Genomic DNA, 26,580 nt, shown 5'->3' with positions numbered 1-26,580 from the left:
TCTGAGTTACACAGCAATTTTGCGTTATCTGTAAATCGAGATTGAGAAACATGAAAAAAACCACATTAGCAATGAGTGCACTGGCTCTGAGTTTAGGTTTAGCGCTGTCTCCTCTGACTGCTACTGCAGCCGAGACCGCGTCGTCGGCAGCAACCGCGCAGCAGATGCCAAGCCTGGCACCGATGCTCGAAAAAGTGATGCCATCGGTGGTGAGTATCAACGTTGAGGGCAGCACGACCGTCAATACGCCGCGTATGCCGCGTAACTTCCAGCAGTTCTTCGGCGATAACTCGCCATTCTGCCAGGACGGTTCGCCATTCCAGAGTTCTCCGTTCTGTCAGGGCGGTGGCGCAGGGGATGACGGCCAGGGCGGCGGCCAGCAGCAGAAATTCATGGCGCTTGGCTCGGGGGTCATTATCGACGCTGCGAAAGGCTATGTCGTGACCAACAACCATGTGGTGGATAACGCCAACAGCATTAAGGTTCAACTGAGCGACGGGCGCAAATTTGACGCCAAAGTGGTGGGCAAGGATCCACGCTCTGATATCGCACTGATCCAGATTCAGGATCCTAAAAACCTGACGGCGATTAAAATTGCCGACTCCGACGCGCTGCGTGTCGGTGACTACACCGTGGCCATCGGTAACCCGTTCGGTCTGGGTGAAACCGTGACCTCGGGTATTGTCTCAGCGCTGGGCCGTAGCGGTCTGAACGCGGAGAACTATGAAAACTTCATCCAGACGGATGCGGCGATCAACCGCGGTAACTCCGGCGGTGCGCTGGTGAACCTGAACGGTGAGCTGATTGGTATTAACACTGCCATCCTGGCGCCGGACGGCGGCAACATCGGTATCGGTTTTGCTATCCCAAGTAATATGGTGAAAAACCTGACCGCACAGATGGTGCAGTATGGGCAGGTGAAACGCGGTGAGCTGGGTATTCTGGGTACGGAGCTGAACTCTGAGCTGGCGAAAGCGATGAAAGTTGACGCCCAGCGCGGCGCGTTTGTGAGCCAGGTTATGCCGAATTCCTCCGCAGCAAAAGCGGGGATTAAAGCCGGGGATGTGATCACCTCCCTGAACGGTAAACCGATCAGCAGCTTTGCCGCCCTGCGTGCCGAAGTGGGCTCAATGCCAATTGGCAGCAAAGTGACGCTCGGCCTGCTGCGTGACGGTAAGGCGGTTAACGTGAGCCTGGAGCTGCAGCAGAGCAGCCAGAATCAGGTCGATTCCAGCACTATCTTCAGCGGGATTGAAGGGGCGGAGATGAGCAACAAAGGTGCAGATAAAGGCGTGGTGGTGAATAACGTGAAAGCGAACTCACCGGCAGCCCGTATCGGCCTGAAAAAAGGTGATGTGATCATGGGGGCTAACCAGCAACCGGTGAAAAACATCGCTGAACTGCGCAAAATTCTCGACAGCAAGCCATCCGTGCTGGCGCTGAATATTCAGCGTGGTGACACCTCTATTTATCTGCTGATGCAGTAATCCTCTTAAGCCCCTGCTCGCAGGGGCTTTCTCGTTTCTGTGACCTTTTCCACAAGTCCACATTTCTCTCCCTGACTTTGTGCATTCGCACAATGCGACCGTAACCGAACTCCCCTATGCTGGAGCACTGCTCACAGGAGGGCTACATGGCTGGCTGGCATCTTGATACCAAAATGGCGCAGGACATCGTGGCGCGCACCATGCGCATCATTGATACCAATATCAACGTAATGGATGCCCGTGGGCGCATTATTGGCAGCGGCGATCGCGAGCGTATTGGGGAATTGCACGAAGGTGCGTTGCTGGTGCTTTCCCAGGGGCGGGTCGTGGATATCGATGATGCCGTGGCGAAACACCTGCACGGCGTCCGTCAGGGCATCAATTTACCGCTGCGCCTTGAAGGGGAAATTGTTGGCGTAATAGGCCTGACCGGTGAACCCGAATCACTGCGTAAATATGGCGAGCTGGTCTGCATGACGGCGGAGATGATGCTGGAGCAGTCGCGCCTGATGCACCTGCTGGCGCAGGATAGCCGTCTGCGCGAAGAGCTGGTGATGAACCTGATTCAGGCAGAGGAGCATACGCCTGCGCTGAGCGAGTGGGCGCAGCGTCTGGGCATCGACCTGAACCAACCGCGCGTGGTGGCGGTGATTGAGGTGGATAGCGGCCAGTTGGGGGTCGATAGCGCGATGGCTGAATTGCAGCAGCTACAAAACGCGCTGGCAACGCCGGAGCGTGACAACCTGGTGGCGATCGTTTCCCTGACGGAAATGGTGGTGCTCAAGCCGGCGCTTAACGCGTTCGGTCGCTGGGATGCGGAAGATCACCGTCGTCGTGTGGAGCAGCTGATTTCCCGTATGAAAGAGAACGGCCAGCTGCGTTTTCGCGTCGCCCTGGGAAATTACTTTACCGGGCCTGGCAGTATTGCCCGCTCATGGCGTACGGCGCGTACTACGATGATGGTGGGTAAACAGCGAATGCCGGAAAGCCGCAGCTATTTTTATCAGGATCTGATGCTGCCGGTACTGCTCGACAGCCTGCGCGGTGGCTGGCAGGCCAATGAGCTGGCGCGTCCGCTCGCGCGCCTGAAAGCGATGGACAACAATGGCCTGCTGCGCCGGACGCTACAGGCGTGGTTCCGGCATAACGTGCAGCCGCTGGCGACGTCGAAAGCGCTGTTCATTCACCGCAATACGCTGGAGTATCGGCTCAACCGGATTTCGGAGCTGACAGGACTGGATCTGGGGAGTTTTGACGACAGGCTGCTGCTGTATGTGGCGCTGCAGCTGGATGAACAGCGATAGCTGAGTGCGGTATGGTGCCCTCACCCCATCCCTCACAGGAAGAGGGCGCAAACACGAAAAACGGCAATCAAGGATTGCCGTTTTGCTTTTATTTCCGGGTTAATTTCTCAAGATCCGCTTCAATCTCGCTGATCTTATTAGTCACAACGCTTTCAAGGTGACGCAGATCGTCAAGGATCTTACGCTTGAGATCGACTTCGGTACGGTCGCGCTGGCAGATCTGATCGAGTTCATCAATCACATAGCGCAGGTTAGGGCTGATTTCCTGAACCTCTTTGTATCCCTGTCCTACACCGTCTGCGACGACGGTCTTACGCTGGCGTGGGTATTTGAACTTCACGCTCTTGGCGAAAAACTCTCCTTTGTCCTTGTGAAAATAGATTTTTAAAATATCGTTGTTGGCTTCCTGGCGAAGGCTGTAACGATCAATTTCATCAGGATTGGTAATGCCCAGACTTTTCAGATTATCGTACATAGCGGTACCCTTGATCTCAACATAACCTTTGAATAATTAACGAAAAAATCTATTTTCGCCACCCTCAGATATGAAAAAAGCGGGGTTGCCCCCGCTTTTTGTTATATCCGATTAATCGATGGTGCGCAGCAATTCGTTGATGCCCACTTTACCGCGGGTTTTCGCGTCCACTTTCTTCACGATAACCGCACAGTACAGGCTGTACTTACCATCTTTAGACGGCAGGTTGCCGGAAACCACCACGGAGCCTGCCGGAACGCGGCCGTAATGGATTTCGCCGGTTTCACGGTCGTAAATACGGGTGCTCTGACCGATGTAAACGCCCATAGAGATTACTGAACCTTCTTCAACGATCACGCCTTCTACCACTTCAGAGCGCGCGCCGATGAAGCAGTTGTCTTCGATGATGGTTGGGTTAGCCTGCAGGGGTTCCAGTACGCCACCAATGCCGACGCCGCCGGACAGGTGAACGTTTTTACCGATCTGCGCGCAGGAGCCCACGGTAGCCCAGGTGTCCACCATGGTGCCTTCGTCTACATAGGCACCGATGTTTACGTAGGACGGCATCAGTACGGTGTTACGGGCGATGAACGCTCCCTGACGCACCGCAGCAGGTGGCACTACGCGGAAGCCTTCTTTCTGGAAACGCGCTTCGTCGTAATCAGCGAATTTCATTGGCACTTTATCGAAGTAGCGGCTTTCAGCTCCGTCGATAACCTGGTTATCGTTGATACGGAAAGAGAGCAGCACGGCTTTCTTCAGCCATTGATGAGTGACCCACTGACCGTCGATTTTTTCTGCTACACGCAGCGCGCCGGAATCCAGCAGAGAAATCACCTGATTAACCGCTTCGCGGGTAACGGTATCCACATTTGCCGGGGTAATCTCGGCGCGACGCTCAAAAGCGGACTCAATAACGTTCTGTAACTGCTGCATTGTTTACTCTTTCCATTTCACTAAAAAACACGTCACCCTTTATCGTTTGGATTGAGGGCTGCTGTCAACCGTTGTTGCACTTCAAGTTGCAGGTCATTATTAAGGGCACGCCGGTCCGCTGTTGCGATTATAAATAAATCTTCTACTCGCTCGCCAATGGTTGTAATTCGGGCTCCGTGGAGCGAAATTCCCAGATCGGCAAAGACCTGGCCGACGCGGGCGAGCAGTCCTGGCTGATCCAGGGCAATCAGCTCCAGGAACGATTTACGATCGGTGTGTGTCGGCAGGAAATTGACCTCGGTATCGACGGTAAAGTGGCGCAATTTTGCCGGCTGACGACGCGGCTGTGGTGGCTGCCAGCTGCGCTGGGTGATGGCCTGTTCCAGACCAAAACGTATCCCTTCATGACGATCCGACGACAGCGGGCTGCCGTCCGGCTCCAGCACGATAAAGGTATCCATCGCCATGCCGTCGCGGGTGGTAAAAATCTGCGCGTCGTGCACGCTCAGGTTTCGTCTGTCCAGTTCAGCGCATACCGCAGCAAACAGATAAGGACGGTCCGGGCTCCAGATAAAGATCTCGGTACCACCGCGCGTCGCCTGCGGGCTGAGCAGGATCATCGGTTGCGACAAATCATGCTGCAGCAGATGCCGTGCATGCCAGGCCAGCTGGTTTGGGCTGTGGCGGACAAAGTAGTTGGCACGACAGCGGGCCCAAATCTGATGCAATGCCTCTTCATCAATGTTGTCCATCCGCAGCAGGGCCAGAGCCTGCAGCTGATGATGGCGAACACGCTCTCGCATGTCCGGGGTATTTTGCATGCCGCGGCGCAGCTGTTTTTCGGTCGCAAAGTACAATTCACGCAGCAGACTCTGCTTCCAGCTGTTCCACAGCGTTTCGTTGGTGGCGCAAATATCGGCCACCGTCAGGCAGACCAGATAGCGCAGACGGTTTTCTGTTTGTACCTCTTCCGCGAACTGCTTAATGACCTCAGGATCCTGAATGTCACGGCGCTGAGCGGTAACCGACATCAGCAGGTGATGGCGGACCAGCCAGGCAACCAGCTGTGTTTCGCGCGAGTTCAGACCGTGCAGTTCGGCAAACTTCAGCACATCCTGCGCACCCAGCACCGAGTGGTCACCCCCACGGCCTTTGGCGATATCGTGGAACAGGGCGGCAATCAGGATCAGCTCCGGGTGGGTCAGACGTGGCCACAGCTCAACACAAAGCGGGTGGCGGGAGCGCGTCTCTTCTTTCGCAAAGCTCTCCAGCTTGAGCATGACGCGGATCGTGTGTTCATCCACGGTATAGGCATGGAACAGATCGAACTGCATCTGCCCGACAATGTGCGACCATTGCGGCATATAGGCCCACAGTACGCTGTGACGGTGCATTGGCAGCACCCCGCGACTGACGGCGCCCGGATGGCGGAGCATGCTCAGGAACAGCGAACGCGCTTCCGGGATATAGCACAGCGGCTGCGTCAGATGGCGGCGCGCATGGCGCAAATGGCGCAGGGTTGTGGAGTAGATCCCGGTGATCGTACTGTTGCGGACCATCGTATAGAACATCCGCAGGATCGCCTCCGGCTCGCGCATAAACAGGGTTTCGTCACGCAGATCGATAAGCGTGCCGCGCAGCTGGAACTCGTCATCGATGGGGCGCGGTTTTTCGTCCGCCGTCAGCGCCAGAATGGCTTCGTCGAACAGCTGTAGCAGCATCTGGTTGAGCTCGGTGACGCGGCGGGTCACGCGGAAGAAATCCTTCATCATATGCTCAACCGGTTCGTTACCCTCGCCGCTGTAGTTGAGGCGCTGGGCCACGCTGAGCTGGCGGTCGAACAACAGACGGTTATCGTAGCGATTAAGTTCAAGATGAAGGGCAAAACGAATGCGCCACAGTAGATGCAGACACTCATTGAGCTCGTTTCGCTCGGCCTCGGTTAAAAAGCCAAAACCCACCATCTCATCCAGCGAGGTGGCGCCAAAGTGGCGACGGGCCACCCACTGTAATGTGTGGATGTCGCGCAGGCCGCCGGGGCTGCTTTTAATATCCGGTTCAAGGTTATAACTTGTCCCGTGATAGCGCTGGTGGCGCTGATTTTGTTCCTCGACCTTTGCGGCGAAGAACTTTTCTGACGGCCAGAAGCCGTCACTGAAAATGTGTTTTTGCAGTTCCAGGAACAACGCGACGTCGCCGATCAGCAGGCGGGTTTCGATCAGGTTAGTGGCAACGGTCAGATCCGATAACCCTTCCAGCAAACACTCTTCCAGGGTTCGTACGCTGTGGCCAACTTCCAGCTTGATATCCCAGAGCAGCGTCAGCAGTTCGCCAATCTTTTGCGCCTGTTCGTCCGGCAGCTTTTTGCGGCTTAAGATCAGTAAGTCGATATCGGAGAGCGGATGCAGCTCACCGCGGCCATAGCCCCCGACGGCAACCAGCGCCACGTCGCTGACCTGCCCGAACCCGTTCTCAATCCACAGGCGTTGCAGGAGCTGGTCGATAAATTCGGTGCGCGCTTCGATCAGCTGTTCGGCGGAAATGCCCGCGTCAAACGCGCTTCCCAGCCAGCGCTGGAAGACATCCATATGGGCTTTGATGCCGGCACAGCTCAGCTCGTGCTGCGGCCAGACGCCCGGGTTATCGGGCTGGTCGGGGAGGGTGGGAAGTGCTGTGTTAGCATACTGTTCGGGTAATAGATTACTCATCGTGCGCCACCCATAAGAAAAAGCTATAGCCATTAAAAAAGCCGGCATTTGCCGGCTTTTTATCATTCATCGTGCGTCAGTATTGCCGGGATGGTGTCATCCTTGCGCAACGTCATAATTTCGCAGCCGTTGTCTGTTACCACAATAGTATGCTCGTACTGCGCAGACAAGCTTCTGTCTTTGGTTTTCACCGTCCAGCCATCTTTCATGGTGCGGATACGGTAGTCACCCGCGTTGACCATTGGCTCGATGGTGAAGGTCATGCCTTTTTGCAGCACTACGCCGCCGTCATCCGCATCATAGTGCAGAACCTGCGGCTCTTCGTGGAAGACGCGGCCAATGCCGTGACCACAATATTCGCGAACCACGGAGAAACCTTCCGCTTCCACAAACTTCTGGATAGCGGCACCAATGGTGCGCAGGCGAATGCCCGGTTTTACCATCTTCAGTGCCAGGTAGAGGCTCTCCTGCGTCACTTTACACAGGCGCTCGCCCAGGATGGTTGGCTTGCCCACGATAAACATCTTCGAGGTGTCACCGTGGTAATCATCTTTAATGACGGTGACGTCGATGTTGACGATGTCGCCATCTTTCAGCAGTTTTTCGTCGTCCGGAATACCGTGGCACACCACTTCATTTATAGAAATGCAGACGGATTTCGGGAAACCGTGGTAGCCGAGGCAGGCGGAGACCGCGTGCTGCTCGTTAACGATATAGTCGTTACAGATGCGGTCCAGTTCGCCGGTGCTGACGCCCGGTTTCACGAACGGCTCGATCATTTCCAGCACTTCCGCGGCCAGACGACCGGCGACGCGCATCTTTTCAATTTCTTCAGGGGTCTTAATAGAGATAGCCATGTAATCTGTCCATCGGTGTCGATTTTTTCGACAATACTAGTCTAAGTGCCGTCAATGGTACCAGTCAGGCGCACCCCGTGCCAAACTGAGAATCATTAACAGCACACTCAGCCAACAACTATTGGTTTCTGGCCGTGTTTTGTGGTATAAAGCGCGCCGGACTTCCGATCCATCTCAGATACACAGGCTGGACGGAAGCGACAAATCTCACTTTGTGTAACAACACACACGTATCGGCACATATTCCGGGGTGCCCTTCGGGGTCGGTAATATGGGATACGTGGAGGCATAACCCCAACTTTCAATATAGAGGTTTTAAACATGGCAACTGTTTCCATGCGCGACATGCTCAAGGCTGGTGTTCACTTTGGTCACCAGACCCGTTACTGGAACCCGAAAATGAAGCCTTTCATCTTCGGCGCACGTAACAAAGTTCACATCATCAACCTTGAGAAAACGGTACCAATGTTCAACGAAGCCCTGGCTGAGCTGAACAAGATCGCTTCCCGTAAAGGTAAGATTCTGTTCGTTGGTACTAAGCGCGCTGCAAGCGAAGCTGTGAAAGATGCTGCTAACAGCTGCGACCAGTTCTTCGTGAACCATCGCTGGTTGGGCGGCATGCTGACCAACTGGAAAACTGTTCGTCAGTCCATCAAGCGCCTGAAAGATCTGGAAACCCAGTCTCAGGACGGTACTTTCGACAAGCTGACTAAGAAAGAAGCGCTGATGCGCACTCGTGAGCTGGACAAGCTGGAAAACAGCCTGGGCGGTATCAAAGATATGGGCGGCCTGCCAGACGCGCTGTTCGTAATCGATGCAGACCACGAGCACATCGCAATCAAAGAAGCTAACAACCTGGGTATCCCGGTATTCGCTATCGTTGATACCAACTCCGATCCGGACGGTGTTGACTTCGTTATCCCGGGTAACGACGACGCAATCCGTGCTGTTAGCCTGTACCTGAGCGCTGTAGCTGCTACCGTTCGTGAAGGCCGTTCCCAGGATCTGGCTTCTCAGGCGGAAGAAAGCTTCGTAGAAGCTGAATAATAAGGTTTCACCCCTTATTAGTACCGTGTATGAATAGGGGCCCATTATCGGCCCCTTTTTTCAATTTATACTGTTTGGCCGCAGGCCGGGCAGTTCACATCTCCCGAGGATTTAAGAATGGCTGAAATTACCGCATCCCTGGTAAAAGAGCTGCGCGAGCGTACTGGCGCAGGCATGATGGATTGCAAAAAAGCGCTGACTGAAGCGAACGGCGACATCGAGCTGGCAATCGAAAACATGCGTAAATCCGGTGCGATCAAAGCAGCTAAAAAAGCAGGCAACGTTGCTGCTGACGGCGTGATCATCACTAAAATCGACGGCACCTACGGCATCATTCTGGAAGTTAACTGCCAGACTGACTTCGTTGCTAAAGATGGTGGTTTCCAGGCATTTGCTAACAAAGTTCTGGACGCAGCTGTTGCTGGCAAAATCACTGACGTTGAAGTTCTGAAAGCACAGTTCGAAGAAGAACGTGTTGCGCTGGTTGCTAAAATCGGTGAGAACATCAACATCCGTCGCGTGGCTTCCCTGGAAGGCGACGTTCTGGGTTCTTACCAGCACGGTGCGCGTATCGGTGTTCTGGTTGCGGCTAAAGGCGCTGACGAAGAGCTGGTTAAACAGCTGGCAATGCACATCGCTGCAAGCAAACCAGAATTCGTTAAGCCAGAAGACGTGTCTGCTGAAGTGGTAGAGAAAGAGTACCAGGTTCAGCTGGACATCGCGATGCAGTCTGGTAAGCCAAAAGAAATCGCAGAGAAAATGGTTGAAGGCCGCATGAAGAAATTCACCGGCGAAGTTTCTCTGACTGGCCAGCCTTTCGTTATGGATCCAAGCAAGTCCGTTGCTCAGCTGCTGAAAGAGCACAACGCTGACGTCACTGGCTTCATCCGCTTCGAAGTGGGCGAAGGCATTGAGAAAGTTGAGACTGACTTCGCAGCAGAAGTTGCTGCAATGTCCAAGCAGTCTTAATGATGAAAAAGGAGCCGCCTGAGGGCGGCTTCTTTTTGTCACCCGTCAGACGAAAATCAGACAGGATCCCGTATCGCTGTGCTGGTATGCGACATACTATGTCGCCAGAATTTACCCCCATCTTAATCGTTGACAGTCTCAGGAAAGAAACATGGCTACCAATGCAAAACCCGTGTACAAACGCATTCTGCTTAAGCTGAGTGGCGAAGCGCTGCAGGGATCGGAAGGCTTCGGTATTGACGCAAGCATTCTCGACCGCATGGCACAGGAGATCAAAGAACTTGTCGAACTGGGTATTCAGGTCGGCGTGGTCATTGGCGGTGGCAACCTTTTCCGTGGTGCTGGTCTGGCGAAAGCGGGGATGAACCGCGTTGTGGGCGACCATATGGGTATGCTGGCAACCGTGATGAACGGTCTTGCAATGCGTGATGCGCTCCATCGTGCCTATGTGAATGCCCGCTTGATGTCCGCTATTCCTTTGAATGGCGTGTGCGATAACTACAGCTGGGCAGAAGCCATCAGCCTGCTGCGCAACAACCGCGTGGTGATCCTCTCCGCCGGTACGGGTAACCCGTTCTTTACGACCGATTCCGCTGCCTGCCTGCGCGGTATCGAAATCGAAGCCGATGTGGTGCTGAAAGCCACCAAAGTGGATGGCGTGTTTACCGCCGACCCGGCAAAAGATCCCTCTGCTACCATGTACGATCAGCTGTCCTACAGCGAAGTACTGGAAAAAGAGCTGAAAGTGATGGATCTTGCCGCCTTCACGCTGGCTCGCGACCACAAACTGCCGATCCGTGTCTTCAACATGAACAAGCCTGGCGCACTGCGTCGCGTGGTCATGGGTGAAAAAGAAGGCACATTGATCACGGAATAATTTCCGTCGGCGATAAATACAGGTAAGATTCCGCTTTATTTTGTAGTGGTATCTTACCCGGGCGCGCCTTTGGCGTTGTCATGAATTAAACGCGACTATACTTAGCACACCTGTAGCGCTGTGCTGGCGGATAGTCTGCCTGAGACAAGTTTTCAAGGATTCGTAACGTGATTAACGACATCAGAAAAGATGCTGAAGTACGCATGGAAAAATGCGTAGAAGCATTCAAAACCCAAATCAGCAAGATCCGTACTGGCCGTGCTTCCCCAAGCCTGCTGGATGGCATCATCGTAGAGTACTACGGTACGCCAACCCCGCTGCGTCAGCTGGCGAGCGTTACCGTAGAAGATACCCGTACGCTGAAAATCAACGTGTTCGATCGTTCTATGGGACCGGCGGTTGAGAAAGCGATCATGGCGTCTGACCTTGGTCTGAACCCAAGCTCTGCGGGTGCTGATATCCGTGTTCCGCTGCCTCCGCTGACGGAAGAGCGTCGTAAAGACCTGATCAAAGTGGTGCGTGGTGAAGCTGAGCAGGGTCGTGTTTCCGTGCGTAACGTCCGTCGCGACGCGAACGATAAAGTGAAAGCGCTGCTGAAAGAAAAAGAGATCAGTGAAGATGACGATCGTCGTTCCCAGGACGACATTCAGAAAATGACTGACGCGGCCATCAAGAAAATTGATGCGGCGCTGGCAGATAAAGAAGCGGAACTGATGCAGTTCTGATTTCTGTCTTACACTGATAAACGCCGTTCAGAGGGACTTCGGGTCTTGCTGGCGGCGTTTTGCTTTTATCTGGTCTAACTTTTTTCGGGCATCTCATGAAGCATTTAACTCTCCTTGGCTCAACCGGATCTATCGGTTGCAGCACTCTCGACGTTGTACGCCACAACCCCGCGCTTTACACCGTGACAGCACTGGTGGCCGGGAAGAATGTGCAGCGAATGGTCGAGCAGTGTCTGGAGTTTACGCCCCGCTATGCGGTCATGGATGACGAAGAGAGCGCCCGCCAGCTGAAAGCCGTTCTGCAAGAGAAGGGCTGTCGTACTGAGGTTTTGAGCGGGCAACAGGCTGCCTGTGAGATGGCTGCGCTGGATGAGGTCGATCAGGTGATGGCCGCCATTGTTGGCGCGGCCGGGTTGCTGCCGACGCTGGCCGCCATCGATGCCGGTAAAGATGTTCTGCTGGCGAATAAAGAGTCGCTGGTGACCTGCGGACGCCTGTTTATGGAGGCGGTTAAGCAGCGCGGAGCACGACTTTTGCCGGTCGACAGCGAGCACAACGCCATTTTTCAGAGTTTACCGCAACCTTTTCAGCAGAACCTGGGGTACGCTGACCTGGAGCAGAATGGGGTTGTATCGATTTTGCTTACCGGGTCTGGTGGCCCGTTTCGTGAAACGCCACTGTCTGAACTGAGCGCAATGACGCCAGATCAGGCGTGCCGTCATCCGAACTGGTCAATGGGGCGTAAGATCTCCGTTGATTCCGCCACTATGATGAACAAAGGTCTGGAATACATTGAAGCTCGCTGGCTGTTTAACGCGTCGGCGAAACAGATGGAAGTGCTGATCCACCCGCAATCGGTGATTCACTCGATGGTGCGCTATCAGGACGGCAGCGTGCTGGCACAGCTGGGAGAGCCGGATATGCGTACGCCAATTGCACATGCAATGGCGTGGCCGGAACGGGTGAAATCTGGCGTGAAGCCACTCGATTTCTGCAAGCTGAGTTCCCTGACGTTCAGTGAACCTGACTACGATCGCTATCCGTGTCTGAAGCTTGCAATGAATGCCTTTGACCAGGGGCAGGCGGCGACGACAGCACTGAACGCAGCCAATGAAATTACCGTTGAAGCATTTCTGAATCAGCAGATCCGTTTTACCGATATCGCTATGCTGAATTTGTCGGTGCTGGAGTTGATGGATCTGCGCGAACCACAAAGCGTGGAAGAGGTGCTGGCGGTGGATGAGCAGGCTCGTATTATTGCGCGTAAACAGGTGACACGTCTCGCAAGCTGGTGATAAAGCAAGCACTAGTCGTCGTGCTATTTGTTAGCGTTGGGCTTCGGTGATATAGTCTGCGCCACCTGATCGCAGGTATTTGACTTTAAGTGGTCAGGTAAGCCGTGGTTTGACACGGCTTTTTTACGTATAGGCTTCAGTATTCCTGAGTACCGTTAAATCCTTTTCAGGGACTAAAAACGCGTTATGTTGTCTGCGAATCAACCAATAAGCGAAAACTTGCCAGCTCATGGCTGCCGTCATGTAGCAATCATCATGGATGGCAATGGCCGCTGGGCGAAAAGACAAGGGAAGATACGAGCCTTTGGGCATAAAGCTGGGGCGAAATCTGTTCGCCGCGCCGTTTCTTTTGCCGCCAATAACGGCATTGATGCGTTAACGCTCTATGCTTTTAGCAGTGAAAACTGGAATCGACCTGCGCAGGAAGTCACTGCGTTGATGGAACTGTTTGTGTGGGCGCTCGACAGCGAAGTAAAAAGCCTGCACCGCCACAACGTCCGCCTGCGCGTCATCGGCGAAACCAGTCGTTTTAACTCACGTTTGCAGGAACGGATTCGTAAAGCAGAAGCGCTGACTGAAAATAACACGGGTCTGACGCTGAATATCGCGGCGAATTACGGCGGACGCTGGGATATTATCCAGGGTGTTCGGCATCTGGCTGAACAGGTTCAGGAAGGGCTGTTGAGACCCGACCAAATTGATGAAGAAGCGCTGAGTCAGCAAATCTGCATGAATGAACTGGCACCGGTGGATTTGGTAATTAGGACAGGGGGAGAACATCGCATAAGTAACTTTTTGCTGTGGCAAATTGCCTATGCCGAACTTTACTTTACGGATGTGCTTTGGCCCGATTTTGATGAACAAGACTTTGAAGGTGCGCTGCATGCCTTTGCCAATCGAGAGCGTCGTTTCGGCGGCACCGAGCCTGGTGGCGACAAAGCCTGATGGGGGTAGCTTTTGCTGAAGTATCGCCTGATTTCCGCTTTTGTATTAATACCCATTGTCATTGCGGCGCTGTTTTTACTGCCCCCGGTGGGATTCGCTATTGTCACGCTGGTGGTGTGTATGCTCGCCGCGTGGGAATGGGGACAGTTTAGCGGCTTTACGTCGCGCAGTCAGCGGGTATGGCTGGCGGTACTCTGTGGCTTAATCCTGGCCCTGATGCTGTTTACCTTGCCTGAATATCACCATGATATTCACCAACCACTGGTTGCCGGTTCCCTGTGGGTATCGCTGGCCTGGTGGATTGCCGCGCTGGTTCTGGTGCTTTTTTATCCGGGATCCGCGTCGCTGTGGCGTAACTCAAAAGTGCTGCGCCTCATTTTTGGCCTGCTCACCATTGTGCCTTTTTTCTGGGGTATGGTTGCCCTGCGCGCCTGGCACTACGACGAAAACCACTACAGCGGTGCGCTTTGGCTGCTTTATGTGATGATTCTGGTCTGGGGGGCTGACTCTGGGGCCTATATGTTTGGTAAACTGTTTGGCAAACATAAACTGGCTCCGAAGGTGTCGCCGGGCAAAACCTGGCAAGGATTCATCGGCGGCTTGTTTACGGCAGCGATTATCTCCTGGGGCTATGGTGTCTGGGCGAATCTGGAGGTTGCACCGTCAATACTGCTGGTGTGCTCGATTTTTGCCGCGCTGGCCTCGGTACTCGGTGATTTAACCGAAAGTATGTTCAAGCGAGAAGCAGGGATTAAGGACAGCGGACATCTGATTCCAGGGCATGGCGGGATACTGGATCGCATTGACAGCCTGACAGCGGCTGTTCCCGTGTTTGCTTGTCTGCTTTTACTGGTATTCGGGACGATTTAACGGAAGGTTTTATGCTGAGCATTCTCTGGAATCTGGCGGCGTTCATTGTTGCACTGGGTGTACTGATTACCGTGCATGAATTTGGCCATTTCTGGGTTGCTCGCCGCTGCGGTGTGCGCGTAGAGCGATTCTCCATCGGTTTTGGCAAATCGCTCTGGACGCGAACCGATCGTCACGGCACCGAATTTGTCATCGCCCTTATCCCGCTTGGTGGCTACGTCAAAATGCTCGACGAACGTGTTGAGCCTGTGGCCCCTGAGCTTCGGCACAGCGCGTTCAACAACAAAACCGTTGGACAACGTGCCGCCATCATTGCTGCCGGACCGGTAGCCAATTTTATCTTCGCTATCTTCGCCTACTGGCTGGTGTTTATCATCGGCGTCCCTGGCGTGCGTCCGGTTGTGGGTGAAATCGCCCCCAATTCCATCGCGGCAAGTGCGCAAATTACACCAGGGATGGAACTTAAAGCGATTGATGGCATCGAAACCCCTGATTGGGATACCGTGCGACTGCAGCTGGTCGCCAAAATCGGTGATGAGCAGACCACGGTCAGCGTGTCGCCGTTTGGCTCTGACCAGCGACAGAATAAAGTGCTGGATTTGCGTCACTGGAGTTTCGAACCTGACAAAGAAGATCCCGTCTCTGCGCTGGGGATTCGCCCACGTGGTGCGCAGATCGAACCGATATTAGCCGAAGTTCAGGCAAATTCGGCGGCGAGCAAAGCGGGTTTGCAAGCTGGCGACAGGATCGTTAAAGTCGATGGTCAGCCATTAACACAGTGGATGACCTTTGTTACTCTGGTGCGCGATAATCCGGGTACGTCGCTCGCGCTGGAAGTTGAAAGGCAGGGCAGTCCGCTCTCGCTGACGCTGATCCCGGATAGTAAATCGGTCGGCAAAAAGGCAGAAGGGTTTGCAGGGGTTGTGCCTAAAGTGATCCCGCTGCCAGATGAGTACAAGACAATACGCCAGTATGGGCCGTTCAGCGCCATCCTTGAAGCCACGGATAAAACATGGCAACTGATGAAGCTGACGGTAAACATGTTGGGGAAATTGATAACCGGTGATGTGAAACTGAACAACCTCAGTGGGCCAATTTCGATAGCTCAGGGGGCTGGGATGTCAGCGGAGTTCGGGGTGATTTACTATCTCATGTTTCTCGCGCTCATTAGCGTGAACCTTGGGATCATCAACCTGTTCCCGCTTCCCGTTTTAGACGGGGGTCATCTGCTGTTTTTAGCGATTGAAAAGCTAAAAGGCGGGCCGGTATCCGAGCGAGTTCAAGACTTTAGTTATCGCATTGGCTCGATTTTGCTGGTGCTGTTAATGGGGCTTGCACTTTTCAATGATTTCTCTCGGTTGTAAGAGAGTTAGTTAGGAAGAACGCATAATAACGATGGCGATGAAAAAGTTGCTCATAGCGTCGCTGCTGTTTAGCAGCGCCACCGTATACGGTGCTGACGGGTTCGTAGTGAAAGACATTCATTTCGAAGGCCTTCAGCGTGTCGCCGTTGGTGCGGCCCTCCTCAGTATGCCTGTGCGCCCCGGCGATACGGTTAATGATGATGACATCAGTAACACCATCCGTGCTCTGTTTGCCACCGGCAACTTTGAGGATGTCCGCGTCCTGCGCGATGGTGATACGCTGCTGGTTCAGGTGAAAGAACGTCCGACGATCGCCAGTATCACTTTCTCCGGTAACAAGTCGGTGAAAGATGACATGCTCAAGCAGAACCTTGAAGCATCCGGTGTTCGTGTGGGGGAGTCTCTGGACCGCACAACCCTTTCAGACATTGAAAAAGGTCTGGAAGATTTCTATTACAGCGTCGGTAAGTACAGTGCCAGCGTGAAAGCGGTAGTCACTCCGCTGCCGCGTAACCGTGTTGACCTGAAACTGGTCTTCCAGGAAGGTGTCTCTGCGAAGATCCAACAGATCAACATCGTAGGGAACCACGCGTTCACCACCGACGAACTGATCTCCACCTTCCAGCTGCGTGATGAAGTGCCGTGGTGGAACGTGGTGGGCGATCGCAAATACCAGAAACAGAAACTGGCGGGCGACCTTGAGACCCTGCGCAGCTACTATCTGGATCGTGGTTATGCCCGTTTCAACATCGACTCGACTCAGGTGAGTCTGACCCCGGATAAGAAAGGGATCTACATTACGATTAACATCACAGAAGGCGATCAGTACAAGCTTTCGGGTGTTGAAGTGAGTGGCAACCTGGCGGGGCATTCTGCTGAGATCGAATCGCTGACCAAAATTCAGCCGGGCGATCTGTACAGCGGTTCTAAAGTAACCAAAATGGAAGACGGCATTAAGAAGCTGCTCGGCCGCTATGGTTATGCCTATCCGCGTGTTCAAACTCAGCCAGAAATCAACGATGCGGATAAAACCGTTAAGCTTCACGTCAACGTTGATGCGGGCAACCGTTTCTACGTGCGTAAGATCCGCTTCGAAGGTAACGACACCTCCAAAGATTCTGTTCTGCGTCGCGAAATGCGCCAGATGGAAGGTGCATGGTTAGGTAGCGACCTCGTTGACCAGGGTAAAGAGCGTCTGAACCGTCTGGGCTATTTTGAAACTGTTGATACTGATACCCAGCGTGTGCCGGGCAGCCCGGACCAGGTTGACGTCGTTTACAAGGTGAAAGAGCGTAATACCGGTAGCTTTAACTTCGGTGTGGGCTACGGTACTGAAAGCGGCGTGAGCTTCCAGGTGGGCGTTCAGCAGGATAACTGGCTGGGTACCGGTTACTCAGTTGGCATCAACGGAACCAAAAACGACTACCAGACCTACTCTGAGTTCTCTGTTACTAACCCATACTTCACCGTCGATGGTGTGAGCCTGGGTGGTCGTATCTTCTATAACGACTTTAAAGCAGACGACGCGGATCTGTCTTCCTACACCAACAAGAGCTACGGTGTAGATGGTACGCTTGGATTCCCGGTTAACGAATACAACACCCTGCGTGCGGGCTTAGGTTATGTGCATAACGACCTGTCCAATATGCAACCGCAGGTGGCAATGTGGCGTTATCTGGACTCTATCGGCCAGTCGGCGAGCACCTCCAGCGATAACAACGGTTTTGCGGCGGATGACTTCACCTTCAACTACGGCTGGACGTATAACCGCCTTGACCGTGGTTACTTCCCTACGGAAGGTTCTCGTGTCAACCTGAATGGTAAAGTGACTATTCCAGGGTCTGATAACGAGTTCTACAAGTTAACGCTTGATACTGCCTCGTACTTCCCGATCGATGACGATCATAAGTGGGTGGTTCTGGGTCGTACCCGTTGGGGCTATGGCGATGGTTTAGGCGGCAAAGAGATGCCGTTCTATGAGAACTTCTACGCCGGTGGTTCCAGCACCGTTCGTGGCTTCCAGTCCAATAACATTGGTCCGAAAGCGGTTTATTACGGCGGTAATGACGAAGATAACTGCGCAAGCCGCGATTCAAAACAGGTTTGTAGCTCTGATGATGCGGTAGGCGGTAACGCTATGGCCGTGGCGAGCCTTGAGTTCATCACGCCGACGCCGTTTATCAGCGACAAGTACGCAAACTCTGTCCGTACCTCCTTCTTTATGGATGCCGGTACAGTGTGGGATACCAACTGGGAGAATACTGCCCAGATGCGTGCGGCAGGCGTTCCAGACTACAGCGATCCGGGCAACATTCGCATGTCTGCAGGTATCGCATTACAATGGATGTCACCGCTGGGGCCGTTGGTCTTCTCCTACGCCCAGCCGTTTAAGAAATATGATGGAGATAAGTCGGAGCAATTCCAGTTTAACATTGGTAAAACCTGGTAATTCTCCGCGGCAAAGGAATGCGTTGGCAGTGTAGCGCTGACAACCGGCGATCGGTAAAACGATCGCCTTGCCACGCAAAGAACGGTACCTTCGGGTACCAATGGGATGGTAAGGAGTTAATTGTGAAAAAGTGGTTATTAGCTGCAGGTCTCGGTTTAGCGATGGCAACTTCTGCTCAGGCAGCAGACAAAATTGCAATCGTCAACATGGGTAATTTGTTCCAGCAGGTTGCACAGAAAACAGGCGTTTCTGCGACTCTGGAAAACGAATTCAAAGGCCGTGCAAGCGAACTGCAGGGTATGGAAAACGATCTTCAGTCCAAAATGCAGCGTCTGCAGCGTGATGGTTCTACCATGAAAGCAAGCGACCGCAGCAAACTGGAAAAAGACGTAATGGCTCAGCGCCAGACGTTCTCCCAGAAAGCGCAGGCTTTTGAGCAGGATCGTCAGCGTCGTTCTAACGAAGAGCGTGGCAAGCTGGTGACTCGCATTCAGACTGCTGTTAAAGCAGTTGCTGCCGATCAGAACATCGATCTGGTTGTCGATGCGAACGCCGTTGCTTTCAACAGCAGCGATGTTAAAGACATCACCGCTGATGTTCTGAAACAGGTTAAATAAGTAATGCCTTCAATTCGACTGGCTGATTTAGCTCAGCAGTTGGATGCAGAATTACACGGTGATGGCGATATCGTCATCACCGCTGTTGCGTCCATGCAATCTGCTAAAGCTGGCAATATCACCTTCATGGTAAGCCCTAAGTACCGTGAACATCTGGCTCAATGCCAGGCGTCGGCTGTTGTTCTGACGCAGGACGATCTTCCGTTTGCCACTGGTGCGGCACTGGTAGTGAAAAATCCCTACCTGACGTATGCCCGCATGGCACAAATTCTTGATACCACGCCGCAGCCGGCGCAAAACATTGCTGCCAGTGCAGCAATCGATCCGACGGTTCAGCTGGGTAACAACGTAGCAGTCGGCGCAAATGCCGTTATTGAGTCTGGCGTCGTGCTGGGCGATAACGTCGTTATCGGCCCGGGCTGCTTCGTTGGGAAAAACACAAAAATCGGCGCCGGGACCCGTTTGTGGGCCAATGTGTCCGTCTACCATGAAGTGGAAATCGGCGAAAATTGCCTCGTTCAGTCCAGCACTGTGATTGGTTCTGACGGTTTTGGCTACGCTAACGATCGTGGTAATTGGGTTAAGATCCCGCAACTTGGTCGCGTTATCATTGGCGATCGCGTTGAGATCGGTGCCTGCACCACCATTGACCGTGGTGCGCTTGACGACACCATTATCGGCAACGGTGTTATTATCGATAATCAGTGCCAGATTGCGCATAACGTTGTGATTGGCGACAATACAGCGGTTGCAGGTGGCGTCATCATGGCAGGCAGCCTGAAAATTGGCCGTTACTGCATGATCGGCGGTGCCAGCGTGATCAATGGTCATATGGAAATATGCGACAAGGTTACAGTGACGGGAATGGGCATGGTGATGCGTCCTATCACTGAGCCAGGCGTCTATTCCTCAGGCATCCCGCTGCAACCTAACAAGGTATGGCGTAAAACAGCAGCTCTGGTGATGAATATTGATGATATGAGCAAGCGACTCAAGTCCCTTGAGCGCAAGATCGATCAACAAGACTAAGCGTTCATCTTTTTAACGCTTAATTTCCCGGCCTGTCGGCTTTCTTTTAAACCGGCAGGCCGTGTTATTATTGCTAATCAGTACATTTTGACAGGAAGAGTATTTTGACTACCGACACTCATACTCTGCATATTGAAGAGATTTTAGAACTTCTGCCGCACCGCTACCCGTTTTTGCTGGTAGACCGTGTGCTGGATTTTGAAGAAGGTCGTTTTCTGCGCGCAGTGAAAAATGTCTCCGTTAACGAGCCATTCTTCCAGGGACACTTCCCTGGTAAACCCATCTTCCCGGGTGTGTTGATCCTGGAAGCGATGGCACAAGCTACCGGTATTCTTGCGTTTAAAAGCGTAGGCAAACTGGAGCCGGGTGAACTGTACTACTTCGCGGGTATCGATGAAGCGCGCTTCAAGCGTCCTGTCGTGCCTGGTGATCAGATGATCATGGAAGTCACTTTTGAAAAAACGCGTCGTGGCCTGACTCGCTTCAAAGGCGTAGCGCTGGTTGACGGCAAAGTTGTTTGCGAAGCGACGATGATGTGTGCTCGTAGCCGGGAGTCCTGATACGTGATTGATAAATCTGCCTTTATTCATCCTACCGCTATTGTGGAAACCGGTGCCATCATTGGTGCTAATGTCCACATTGGCCCGTTCTGTATTGTTGGTCCCCATGTCGAAATTGGTGAGGGTACAGTACTGAAATCTCACGTTGTCGTGAATGGTCATACGACCATTGGCAGCAATAATGAGATCTATCAGTTCGCCTCCATCGGCGAAGTTAACCAGGATTTAAAATATGCTGGTGAGTCGACCCGTCTGGAAATTGGCGATCGTAACCGTATCCGCGAAAGCGTCACTATTCATCGTGGAACAGTACAGGGTGGTGGGTTGACGAAGGTGGGCAGCGATAACCTGTTTATGGTTAATGCGCACATCGCGCACGACTGTACGGTAGGTGACCGCTGTATTCTTGCCAACAACGCAACGCTGGCAGGACACGTATCGGTTGATGACTTCGCAATTATTGGCGGTATGACCGCAGTCCATCAGTTCTGCATCATTGGTGCACACGTGATGGTCGGCGGATGCTCCGGTGTGGCGCAGGACGTCCCACCGTATGTAATTGCGCAGGGCAACCATGCCACGCCATTTGGCGTGAACATCGAAGGCCTCAAGCGTCGTGGCTTTAGTCGTGAAGCGATTACTGCTATTCGCAACGCGTATAAATTATTGTACCGTAGCGGCAAAACGCTGGAAGAGGCGAAGCCGGAAATTGCCGAGCTGGCGGAAAAGCACCCTGAAGTGAACGCGTTCATGGAATTCTTTGACCGTTCCACAAGGGGTCTGATTCGTTAATGGTCGACAGTCGTCCGCTTACGATAGCCCTGGTCGCCGGAGAAACCTCCGGCGATATTCTTGGTGCCGGTCTTATCCGCGCGCTTAAGGCTCGTGTACCTGATGCTCGCTTTGTTGGCGTTGCAGGCCCGCTAATGCAGGCTGAAGGCTGCGAAGCCTGGTACGAAATGGAAGAGCTGGCCGTGATGGGCATCGTTGAGGTGCTGGGGCGGCTGCGTCGTCTGCTGCATATCCGCGCCGATCTTACCCGCCGCTTCACCGAGCTTAAACCCGATGTCTTTGTCGGTATTGATGCACCTGACTTCAACATTACCCTCGAAGGGAATCTGAAAAAGCAGGGCATTAAAACCATTCATTACGTCAGTCCGTCCGTCTGGGCGTGGCGACAGAAACGCGTTTTCAAAATCGGACGGTCAACCCATCTGGTGCTGGCTTTCCTGCCTTTCGAAAAAGCGTTTTACGACAAATTTAATGTTCCGTGCCGTTTTATCGGGCATACCATGGCGGATGCGATGCCGTTAGATCCGGATAAAAACGCAGCGCGAGACGTGCTGGGGATCCCCCATGATGCGCACTGTCTGGCATTGCTGCCGGGCAGCCGTGGCGCAGAAGTGGAGATGCTGAGCGCGGACTTCCTGAAAACCGCGCAAATTCTGCGTAATACGTATCCCGATCTCGAAGTGGTTGTGCCACTGGTGAATGCCAAACGCCGTGAGCAGTTTGAGCGCATTAAAGCCGAGGTAGCGCCGGATCTTCACATCCATCTGCTGGATGGAAAAGGCCGTGAGGCGATGGTCGCGAGCGATGCCGCGTTGCTGGCCTCCGGCACGGCAGCCCTGGAGTGCATGCTGGCGAAATGTCCGATGGTGGTGGGCTATCGCATGAAGCCGTTCACCTTCTGGCTGGCCAAACGCCTGGTGAAGACGGAGTACGTTTCGCTGCCAAACCTGCTCGCCGGGCGTGAACTGGTGAAAGAGCTTCTGCAGGACGAGTGTCAGCCTCAGGCGCTGGCCGATGCGCTGTTACCGCTGCTTGCCAACGGCAAGACCAGCCACCAGATGCATGATACGTTCCGCGAACTGCATCAGCAGATCCGCTGCAATGCCGATGAGCAAGCGGCTGATGCGGTGCTGGAGTTAGCAAGATGATGGAATTTATTTATCCTCACACCCACCTTGTGGCGGGTGTGGATGAAGTGGGGCGCGGTCCGTTAGTGGGCGCTGTCGTGACCGCGGCGGTGATCCTCGATCCTGCCCGTCCGATTATCGGGTTGAACGACTCCAAAAAGCTGTCTGAGAAGCGCCGACTGGCGTTATTCGATGAGATTCAGGACAAGGCACTGGCCTGGAGCCTTGGGCGTGCCGAGCCGCATGAAATCGACGAGTTGAACATCCTGCATGCCACCATGCTGGCGATGCAGCGTGCGGTGGCGGGGCTGAAAATTGCCCCGGAGTATGTTCTTATTGACGGTAACCGTTGCCCTGCATTACCCGTGCCTTCCATGGCGGTAGTGAAAGGGGATAGCCGGGTCGCGGAAATCAGTGCGGCTTCTATTATTGCCAAAGTGACCCGCGACGCTGAAATGGCCGCGCTGGATCTCACTTACCCTCAGTATGGCTTCGCTCAGCATAAGGGGTATCCAACAGCATTCCATCTGGAAAAGCTGGCTGAACATGGCGCAACCGAGTATCACCGGCGCAGTTTTGGCCCGGTGAAACGCGCGCTGGGACTGGTGTCCTGAATCAATACGCAAGCAATTAAGTAACGCGGAATCTGAAGATGGCTGAACCACGTTTCGTACACCTGCGGGTGCATAGCGACTACTCCATGATCGATGGGCTGGCGAAAACCGGGCCGCTGGTAAAAAAGGCGGCCTCACTGGGCATGCCTGCGCTGGCGATCACCGATTTTACCAACCTGTGTGGTCTGGTGAAGTTCTACGGAACGGCACACGGGGCGGGGATGAAACCCATCGTCGGTGCTGATTTTCATGTGCAGAGCGAACTGCTCGGCGACGAAATGACGCAAATTTCCGTGTTAGCGATGAATAACACGGGCTATCAGAATCTCACCCTGCTTATCTCCAAAGCCTACCAGCGCGGTTACGGCGCCCTGGGACCATGGATTGACAGAGACTGGCTGGCGGAGCTGAACGAAGGGTTATTGCTGATCTCCGGCGGCCGCATGGGTGATGTAGGCAAATGCCTGCTGCGCGGCAATAGCGCGCTGGTGGATCAGTGCGTGTCTTTCTACGAAGAATACTTCCCGGATCGTTACTATCTGGAGCTGATCCGCACTGGTCGTCCGGATGAAGAGAGCTATCTGCATGCTGCTGTGGCGCTTGCGGAAGCGCGCGGGCTGCCCGTGGTGGCAACCAACGATGTACGCTTCCTTGAAGCCGGGGATTTTGACGCTCATGAGATTCGCGTGGCGATCCATGATGGCTTCACTCTCGACGATCCGAAGCGCCCGCGCAATTATTCTGCTCAGCAGTACATGCGTAGCGAAGAGGAGATGTGCGAACTCTTCTCTGATATTCCTGAAGCGCTGGAAAACAGCGTCGAAATCGCCAAGCGCTGCAACGTCACCGTGCGTCTTGGTGAGTACTTCCTGCCGCAGTTCCCGACGGGGGAAATGACCACAGAAGACTTCCTGGTCATGAAATCGAAAGAAGGTCTGGAAGAACGTCTTGAATTCCTTTTCCCGGATGAAGAAGAGCGTAAAAAGCGTCGTCCGGAGTATGACGAGCGCCTGGATATTGAACTTCAGGTTATTAACCAGATGGGCTTCCCGGGCTACTTCCTGATCGTCATGGAGTTTATCCAGTGGTCGAAGGATAACGGCGTGCCGGTTGGTCCGGGACGTGGTTCGGGTGCAGGGTCACTGGTTGCCTATGCGCTTAAGATTACAGACCTCGATCCGCTGGAGTTTGACCTGCTGTTCGAACGTTTCCTTAACCCGGAACGTGTTTCCATGCCCGACTTCGACGTCGACTTCTGTATGGAAAAACGTGACCAGGTGATTGAGCACGTGGCGGATATGTATGGCCGTGACGCGGTATCGCAGATTATTACCTTCGGTACGATGGCGGCAAAAGCGGTTATCCGCGACGTGGGCCGCGTGCTGGGGCATCCGTACGGTTTTGTAGACCGCATCTCTAAGCTGGTGCCGCCCGATCCGGGGATGACGTTGGCAAAAGCGTTTGAAGCTGAGCCGCAGCTGCCGGAAATCTACGAAGCTGACGAAGAAGTCAAAGCGCTGATCGACATGGCGCGTAAGCTGGAAGGCGTCACGCGTAATGCCGGTAAGCATGCGGGTGGCGTGGTTATCGCCCCGACCAAAATTACCGATTTCGCGCCGCTGTACTGCGATGAAGCCGGTCAGCACCCGGTTACCCAGTTTGATAAGAACGACGTGGAATACGCCGGGCTGGTGAAGTTCGACTTCCTCGGTTTGCGTACGCTCACCATCATCAACTGGGCGCTGGAGATGATCAACGCCCGCCGCGAGAAGAATGGCGAGCCGCCGCTGGATATCGCGGCCATCCCACTGGATGACAAGAAAAGTTTCGACATGTTGCAGCGCTCGGAGACCACCGCGGTCTTCCAGCTTGAATCCCGCGGCATGAAAGATCTGATCAAGCGTCTGCAGCCAGACTGCTTCGAAGATATGATCGCACTGGTGGCGCTGTTCCGTCCGGGACCGCTGCAGTCGGGGATGGTAGATAACTTTATCGACCGTAAGCATGGTCGGGAAGAGATTTCCTACCCGGACGTTCAGTGGCAGCACGAAAGCCTGAAGCCGGTACTTGAGCCAACCTACGGCATCATCCTGTACCAGGAACAGGTTATGCAGATTGCCCAGGTGCTTTCCGGCTATACGCTCGGCGGCGCGGATATGCTGCGTCGTGCAATGGGTAAGAAAAAGCCGGAAGAGATGGCCAAGCAGCGCTCTATTTTTGAAGATGGCGCGAAGAAAAACGGCGTTGACGGCGAGCTGGCCATGAAAATCTTTGACCTGGTGGAGAAATTCGCCGGGTATGGATTTAACAAATCGCACTCTGCCGCCTATGCTTTGGTGTCGTATCAAACCCTGTGGCTGAAGGCGCACTATCCGGCTGAATTTATGGCGGCGGTAATGACCGCCGATATGGATAACACCGAGAAGGTGGTTGGCCTGGTGGATGAGTGCTGGCGCATGGGGCTGAAGATCCTGCCGCCGGATATTAACTCGGGTCTTTACCATTTCCACGTTAACGACGACGGGGAGATCGTGTACGGGATCGGCGCGATCAAAGGCGTAGGTGAAGGGCCGATCGAGGCGATCATCGAAGCGCGTAATAACGGTGGTTACTTCCGCGAGCTGTTTGATCTGTGCGCCCGTACCGATACCAAAAAACTGAACCGCCGCGTGCTGGAAAAACTGATCATGTCCGGTGCGTTCGACAGGCTGGGCCCGCACCGCGCCGCGCTGATGAACTCGCTTGGCGACGCGCTGAAAGCCGCGGATCAGCACGCAAAAGCGGAAGCCATTGGCCAGGCGGACATGTTCGGCGTGCTGGCGGAAGAGCCAGAGCAGATCGAGCAGTCTTACGCCAGCTGTCTGCCGTGGCCAGAACAGGTGGTGCTGGATGGTGAGCGTGAAACGTTAGGCTTGTACCTGACGGGGCACCCGATCAACCAGTACATCAAAGAAATTGAGCGCTATGTCGGAGGCTACAGGCTGAAAGACATGCATCCGACAGAACGTGGTAAAATCACCACGGCTGCGGGGCTCGTGATTGCTGCAAGGGTTATGGTCACCAAGCGCGGCAATCGTATCGGCATCTGTACCCTGGATGACCGTTCCGGGCGTCTGGAGGTGATGTTATTCACCGACGCGCTGGATAAATACCAGCAATTGCTGGAAAAAGACCGCATACTTATCGTCAGCGGACAGGTCAGCTTTGATGACTTCAGCGGGGGGCTTAAAATGACCGCCCGCGAAGTGATGGACATTGACGAAGCCCGGGAAAAATATGCTCGCGGGCTTGCTATCTCGCTGACGGACAGGCAAATTGATGACCAGCTTTTAAACCGACTCCGTCAGTCTCTGGAACCCCACCGCTCGGGGACAATTCCAGTACATCTCTACTATCAGAGGGCGGATGCACGTGCGCGGTTGCGCTTTGGTGCAACGTGGCGTGTCTCTCCGAGCGATCGTTTACTGAACGATCTCCGTGGCCTCATTGGTTCGGAGCAGGTGGAACTGGAGTTTGACTAATACAGGAATACT

22 protein-coding genes are annotated in these 26,580 nt (G+C 53.9%); 18 read left to right on the top strand and 4 right to left on the bottom strand.

Features of this window, described 5'->3' with window-relative positions:
• Window positions 1–50 precede the first annotated feature (50 nt).
• Together degP and cdaR are read left to right on the top strand one after the other, a co-directional pair.
• Complete coding sequence (gene degP / locus ACTJJI_RS10025) at window positions 51–1,487, top strand: serine endoprotease DegP (RefSeq protein WP_014830706.1); 1,437 nt, start codon at window positions 51–53, stop codon at window positions 1,485–1,487.
• A gap of 146 nt (window positions 1,488–1,633) precedes the next feature.
• Window positions 1,634–2,791, top strand: a complete 1,158-nt coding sequence (gene cdaR, locus ACTJJI_RS10020) for a DNA-binding transcriptional regulator CdaR (RefSeq protein WP_013095649.1) — start codon at window positions 1,634–1,636, stop codon at window positions 2,789–2,791.
• A gap of 88 nt (window positions 2,792–2,879) precedes the next feature.
• Here the strand turns inward: cdaR and ACTJJI_RS10015 are convergent, their stop codons facing one another.
• The 4 genes from ACTJJI_RS10015 to map form a co-directional block, all read right to left on the bottom strand.
• Window positions 2,880–3,266 (bottom strand): DUF3461 family protein, encoded by a 387-nt coding sequence (locus ACTJJI_RS10015; RefSeq protein ID WP_014168696.1) that lies wholly within the window; start codon window positions 3,264–3,266, stop codon window positions 2,880–2,882.
• 111 nt (window positions 3,267–3,377) lie between these two features.
• Entirely contained in the window at window positions 3,378–4,202 is an 825-nt protein-coding gene (gene dapD, locus ACTJJI_RS10010; RefSeq protein WP_013095650.1) for a 2,3,4,5-tetrahydropyridine-2,6-dicarboxylate N-succinyltransferase, read from the bottom strand.
• 32 nt (window positions 4,203–4,234) lie between these two features.
• Complete coding sequence (gene glnD, locus ACTJJI_RS10005; protein WP_440653901.1) at window positions 4,235–6,910, bottom strand: bifunctional uridylyltransferase/uridylyl-removing protein GlnD; 2,676 nt, start codon at window positions 6,908–6,910, stop codon at window positions 4,235–4,237.
• 62 nt (window positions 6,911–6,972) lie between these two features.
• Window positions 6,973–7,767 carry a type I methionyl aminopeptidase gene (gene map, locus ACTJJI_RS10000; protein WP_013095652.1) on the bottom strand — a complete coding sequence of 265 codons (795 nt, stop codon included), beginning with the start codon at window positions 7,765–7,767 and terminating at the stop codon, window positions 6,973–6,975.
• A gap of 321 nt (window positions 7,768–8,088) precedes the next feature.
• Between map and rpsB the strand changes: the two genes are divergently transcribed.
• From rpsB to dnaE, 16 genes are all read left to right on the top strand, one after another.
• Entirely contained in the window at window positions 8,089–8,814 is a 726-nt protein-coding gene (rpsB, locus tag ACTJJI_RS09995) for a 30S ribosomal protein S2 (protein WP_013095653.1), read from the top strand.
• A 117-nt stretch (window positions 8,815–8,931) separates the two neighbouring features.
• On the top strand, window positions 8,932–9,783 hold the full coding sequence (tsf, locus tag ACTJJI_RS09990) for a translation elongation factor Ts (protein ID WP_014830708.1): 852 nt from the start codon (window positions 8,932–8,934) through the stop codon (window positions 9,781–9,783).
• Window positions 9,784–9,934: 151 nt separating this feature from the next.
• Entirely contained in the window at window positions 9,935–10,660 is a 726-nt protein-coding gene (pyrH, locus tag ACTJJI_RS09985; protein WP_003856194.1) for a UMP kinase, read from the top strand.
• 167 nt (window positions 10,661–10,827) lie between these two features.
• Window positions 10,828–11,385 (top strand): ribosome recycling factor, encoded by a 558-nt coding sequence (gene frr / locus ACTJJI_RS09980; RefSeq protein ID WP_008501909.1) that lies wholly within the window; start codon window positions 10,828–10,830, stop codon window positions 11,383–11,385.
• 95 nt (window positions 11,386–11,480) lie between these two features.
• Window positions 11,481–12,680, top strand: a complete 1,200-nt coding sequence (gene ispC, locus ACTJJI_RS09975; RefSeq protein WP_014830709.1) for a 1-deoxy-D-xylulose-5-phosphate reductoisomerase — start codon at window positions 11,481–11,483, stop codon at window positions 12,678–12,680.
• Window positions 12,681–12,866: 186 nt separating this feature from the next.
• Complete coding sequence (gene ispU / locus ACTJJI_RS09970; protein WP_014830710.1) at window positions 12,867–13,625, top strand: (2E,6E)-farnesyl-diphosphate-specific ditrans,polycis-undecaprenyl-diphosphate synthase; 759 nt, start codon at window positions 12,867–12,869, stop codon at window positions 13,623–13,625.
• Window positions 13,626–13,637: 12 nt separating this feature from the next.
• Window positions 13,638–14,495, top strand: coding sequence for a phosphatidate cytidylyltransferase (cdsA, locus tag ACTJJI_RS09965; RefSeq protein WP_014830711.1), 858 nt, complete (start codon window positions 13,638–13,640; stop codon window positions 14,493–14,495).
• 11 nt (window positions 14,496–14,506) lie between these two features.
• Entirely contained in the window at window positions 14,507–15,859 is a 1,353-nt protein-coding gene (gene rseP / locus ACTJJI_RS09960) for a sigma E protease regulator RseP (protein ID WP_058682406.1), read from the top strand.
• Window positions 15,860–15,890: 31 nt separating this feature from the next.
• Window positions 15,891–18,308, top strand: coding sequence for an outer membrane protein assembly factor BamA (bamA, locus tag ACTJJI_RS09955; protein ID WP_014830713.1), 2,418 nt, complete (start codon window positions 15,891–15,893; stop codon window positions 18,306–18,308).
• A gap of 122 nt (window positions 18,309–18,430) precedes the next feature.
• Complete coding sequence (skp, locus tag ACTJJI_RS09950; RefSeq protein ID WP_014830714.1) at window positions 18,431–18,925, top strand: molecular chaperone Skp; 495 nt, start codon at window positions 18,431–18,433, stop codon at window positions 18,923–18,925.
• Between the two features lie 3 nt (window positions 18,926–18,928).
• The gene (lpxD, locus tag ACTJJI_RS09945) at window positions 18,929–19,954 is read left to right on the top strand and encodes a UDP-3-O-(3-hydroxymyristoyl)glucosamine N-acyltransferase (protein WP_440653896.1); all 1,026 of its coding nucleotides are present in this window, start codon (window positions 18,929–18,931) and stop codon (window positions 19,952–19,954) included.
• Between the two features lie 104 nt (window positions 19,955–20,058).
• A complete protein-coding gene (fabZ, locus tag ACTJJI_RS09940; RefSeq protein ID WP_010426706.1) occupies window positions 20,059–20,514 on the top strand; it encodes a 3-hydroxyacyl-ACP dehydratase FabZ in 456 nt (151 codons plus the stop codon).
• Window positions 20,515–20,517: 3 nt separating this feature from the next.
• The gene (gene lpxA / locus ACTJJI_RS09935) at window positions 20,518–21,306 is read left to right on the top strand and encodes an acyl-ACP--UDP-N-acetylglucosamine O-acyltransferase (RefSeq protein ID WP_013095662.1); all 789 of its coding nucleotides are present in this window, start codon (window positions 20,518–20,520) and stop codon (window positions 21,304–21,306) included.
• Window positions 21,306–22,454, top strand: coding sequence for a lipid-A-disaccharide synthase (lpxB, locus tag ACTJJI_RS09930; RefSeq protein ID WP_014830715.1), 1,149 nt, complete (start codon window positions 21,306–21,308; stop codon window positions 22,452–22,454). Before lpxA ends, lpxB begins: the two co-directional genes overlap by 1 nt.
• Window positions 22,451–23,047, top strand: a complete 597-nt coding sequence (gene rnhB / locus ACTJJI_RS09925; protein ID WP_046889292.1) for a ribonuclease HII — start codon at window positions 22,451–22,453, stop codon at window positions 23,045–23,047. Before lpxB ends, rnhB begins: the two co-directional genes overlap by 4 nt.
• A 38-nt stretch (window positions 23,048–23,085) precedes the next feature.
• Complete coding sequence (dnaE, locus tag ACTJJI_RS09920) at window positions 23,086–26,568, top strand: DNA polymerase III subunit alpha (protein ID WP_014830717.1); 3,483 nt, start codon at window positions 23,086–23,088, stop codon at window positions 26,566–26,568.
• The last annotated feature ends 12 nt before the right edge of the window (window positions 26,569–26,580 follow it).

Origin of the sequence: Enterobacter sp. 22466, from assembly GCF_052044775.1 — a bacterium.
In the GTDB taxonomy this organism is placed as follows: Bacteria; Pseudomonadota; Gammaproteobacteria; order Enterobacterales; family Enterobacteriaceae; genus Enterobacter; species Enterobacter dissolvens.
This window is presented reverse-complemented; position numbering and strand designations above follow the sequence as displayed.

What these genes read in the sequence shown, in the direction of transcription:
- map (WP_013095652.1), bottom strand. Translation starts at nt 7,767, where the DNA reads ATGGCTATCTCTATTAAGACCCCTGAAGAAATTGAAAAGATGCGCGTC.
- pyrH (WP_003856194.1), top strand. Translation starts at nt 9,935, where the DNA reads ATGGCTACCAATGCAAAACCCGTGTACAAACGCATTCTGCTTAAGCTG.
- degP (WP_014830706.1), top strand. Translation starts at nt 51, where the DNA reads ATGAAAAAAACCACATTAGCAATGAGTGCACTGGCTCTGAGTTTAGGT.
- ispC (WP_014830709.1), top strand. Translation starts at nt 11,481, where the DNA reads ATGAAGCATTTAACTCTCCTTGGCTCAACCGGATCTATCGGTTGCAGC.
- ispU (WP_014830710.1), top strand. Translation starts at nt 12,867, where the DNA reads ATGTTGTCTGCGAATCAACCAATAAGCGAAAACTTGCCAGCTCATGGC.
- ACTJJI_RS10015 (WP_014168696.1), bottom strand. Translation starts at nt 3,266, where the DNA reads ATGTACGATAATCTGAAAAGTCTGGGCATTACCAATCCTGATGAAATT.
- lpxD (WP_440653896.1), top strand. Translation starts at nt 18,929, where the DNA reads ATGCCTTCAATTCGACTGGCTGATTTAGCTCAGCAGTTGGATGCAGAA.
- dnaE (WP_014830717.1), top strand. Translation starts at nt 23,086, where the DNA reads ATGGCTGAACCACGTTTCGTACACCTGCGGGTGCATAGCGACTACTCC.
- rnhB (WP_046889292.1), top strand. Translation starts at nt 22,451, where the DNA reads ATGATGGAATTTATTTATCCTCACACCCACCTTGTGGCGGGTGTGGAT.
- rseP (WP_058682406.1), top strand. Translation starts at nt 14,507, where the DNA reads ATGCTGAGCATTCTCTGGAATCTGGCGGCGTTCATTGTTGCACTGGGT.
- rpsB (WP_013095653.1), top strand. Translation starts at nt 8,089, where the DNA reads ATGGCAACTGTTTCCATGCGCGACATGCTCAAGGCTGGTGTTCACTTT.
- glnD (WP_440653901.1), bottom strand. Translation starts at nt 6,910, where the DNA reads ATGAGTAATCTATTACCCGAACAGTATGCTAACACAGCACTTCCCACC.
- tsf (WP_014830708.1), top strand. Translation starts at nt 8,932, where the DNA reads ATGGCTGAAATTACCGCATCCCTGGTAAAAGAGCTGCGCGAGCGTACT.
- bamA (WP_014830713.1), top strand. Translation starts at nt 15,891, where the DNA reads ATGGCGATGAAAAAGTTGCTCATAGCGTCGCTGCTGTTTAGCAGCGCC.
- lpxB (WP_014830715.1), top strand. Translation starts at nt 21,306, where the DNA reads ATGGTCGACAGTCGTCCGCTTACGATAGCCCTGGTCGCCGGAGAAACC.
- cdaR (WP_013095649.1), top strand. Translation starts at nt 1,634, where the DNA reads ATGGCTGGCTGGCATCTTGATACCAAAATGGCGCAGGACATCGTGGCG.
- dapD (WP_013095650.1), bottom strand. Translation starts at nt 4,202, where the DNA reads ATGCAGCAGTTACAGAACGTTATTGAGTCCGCTTTTGAGCGTCGCGCC.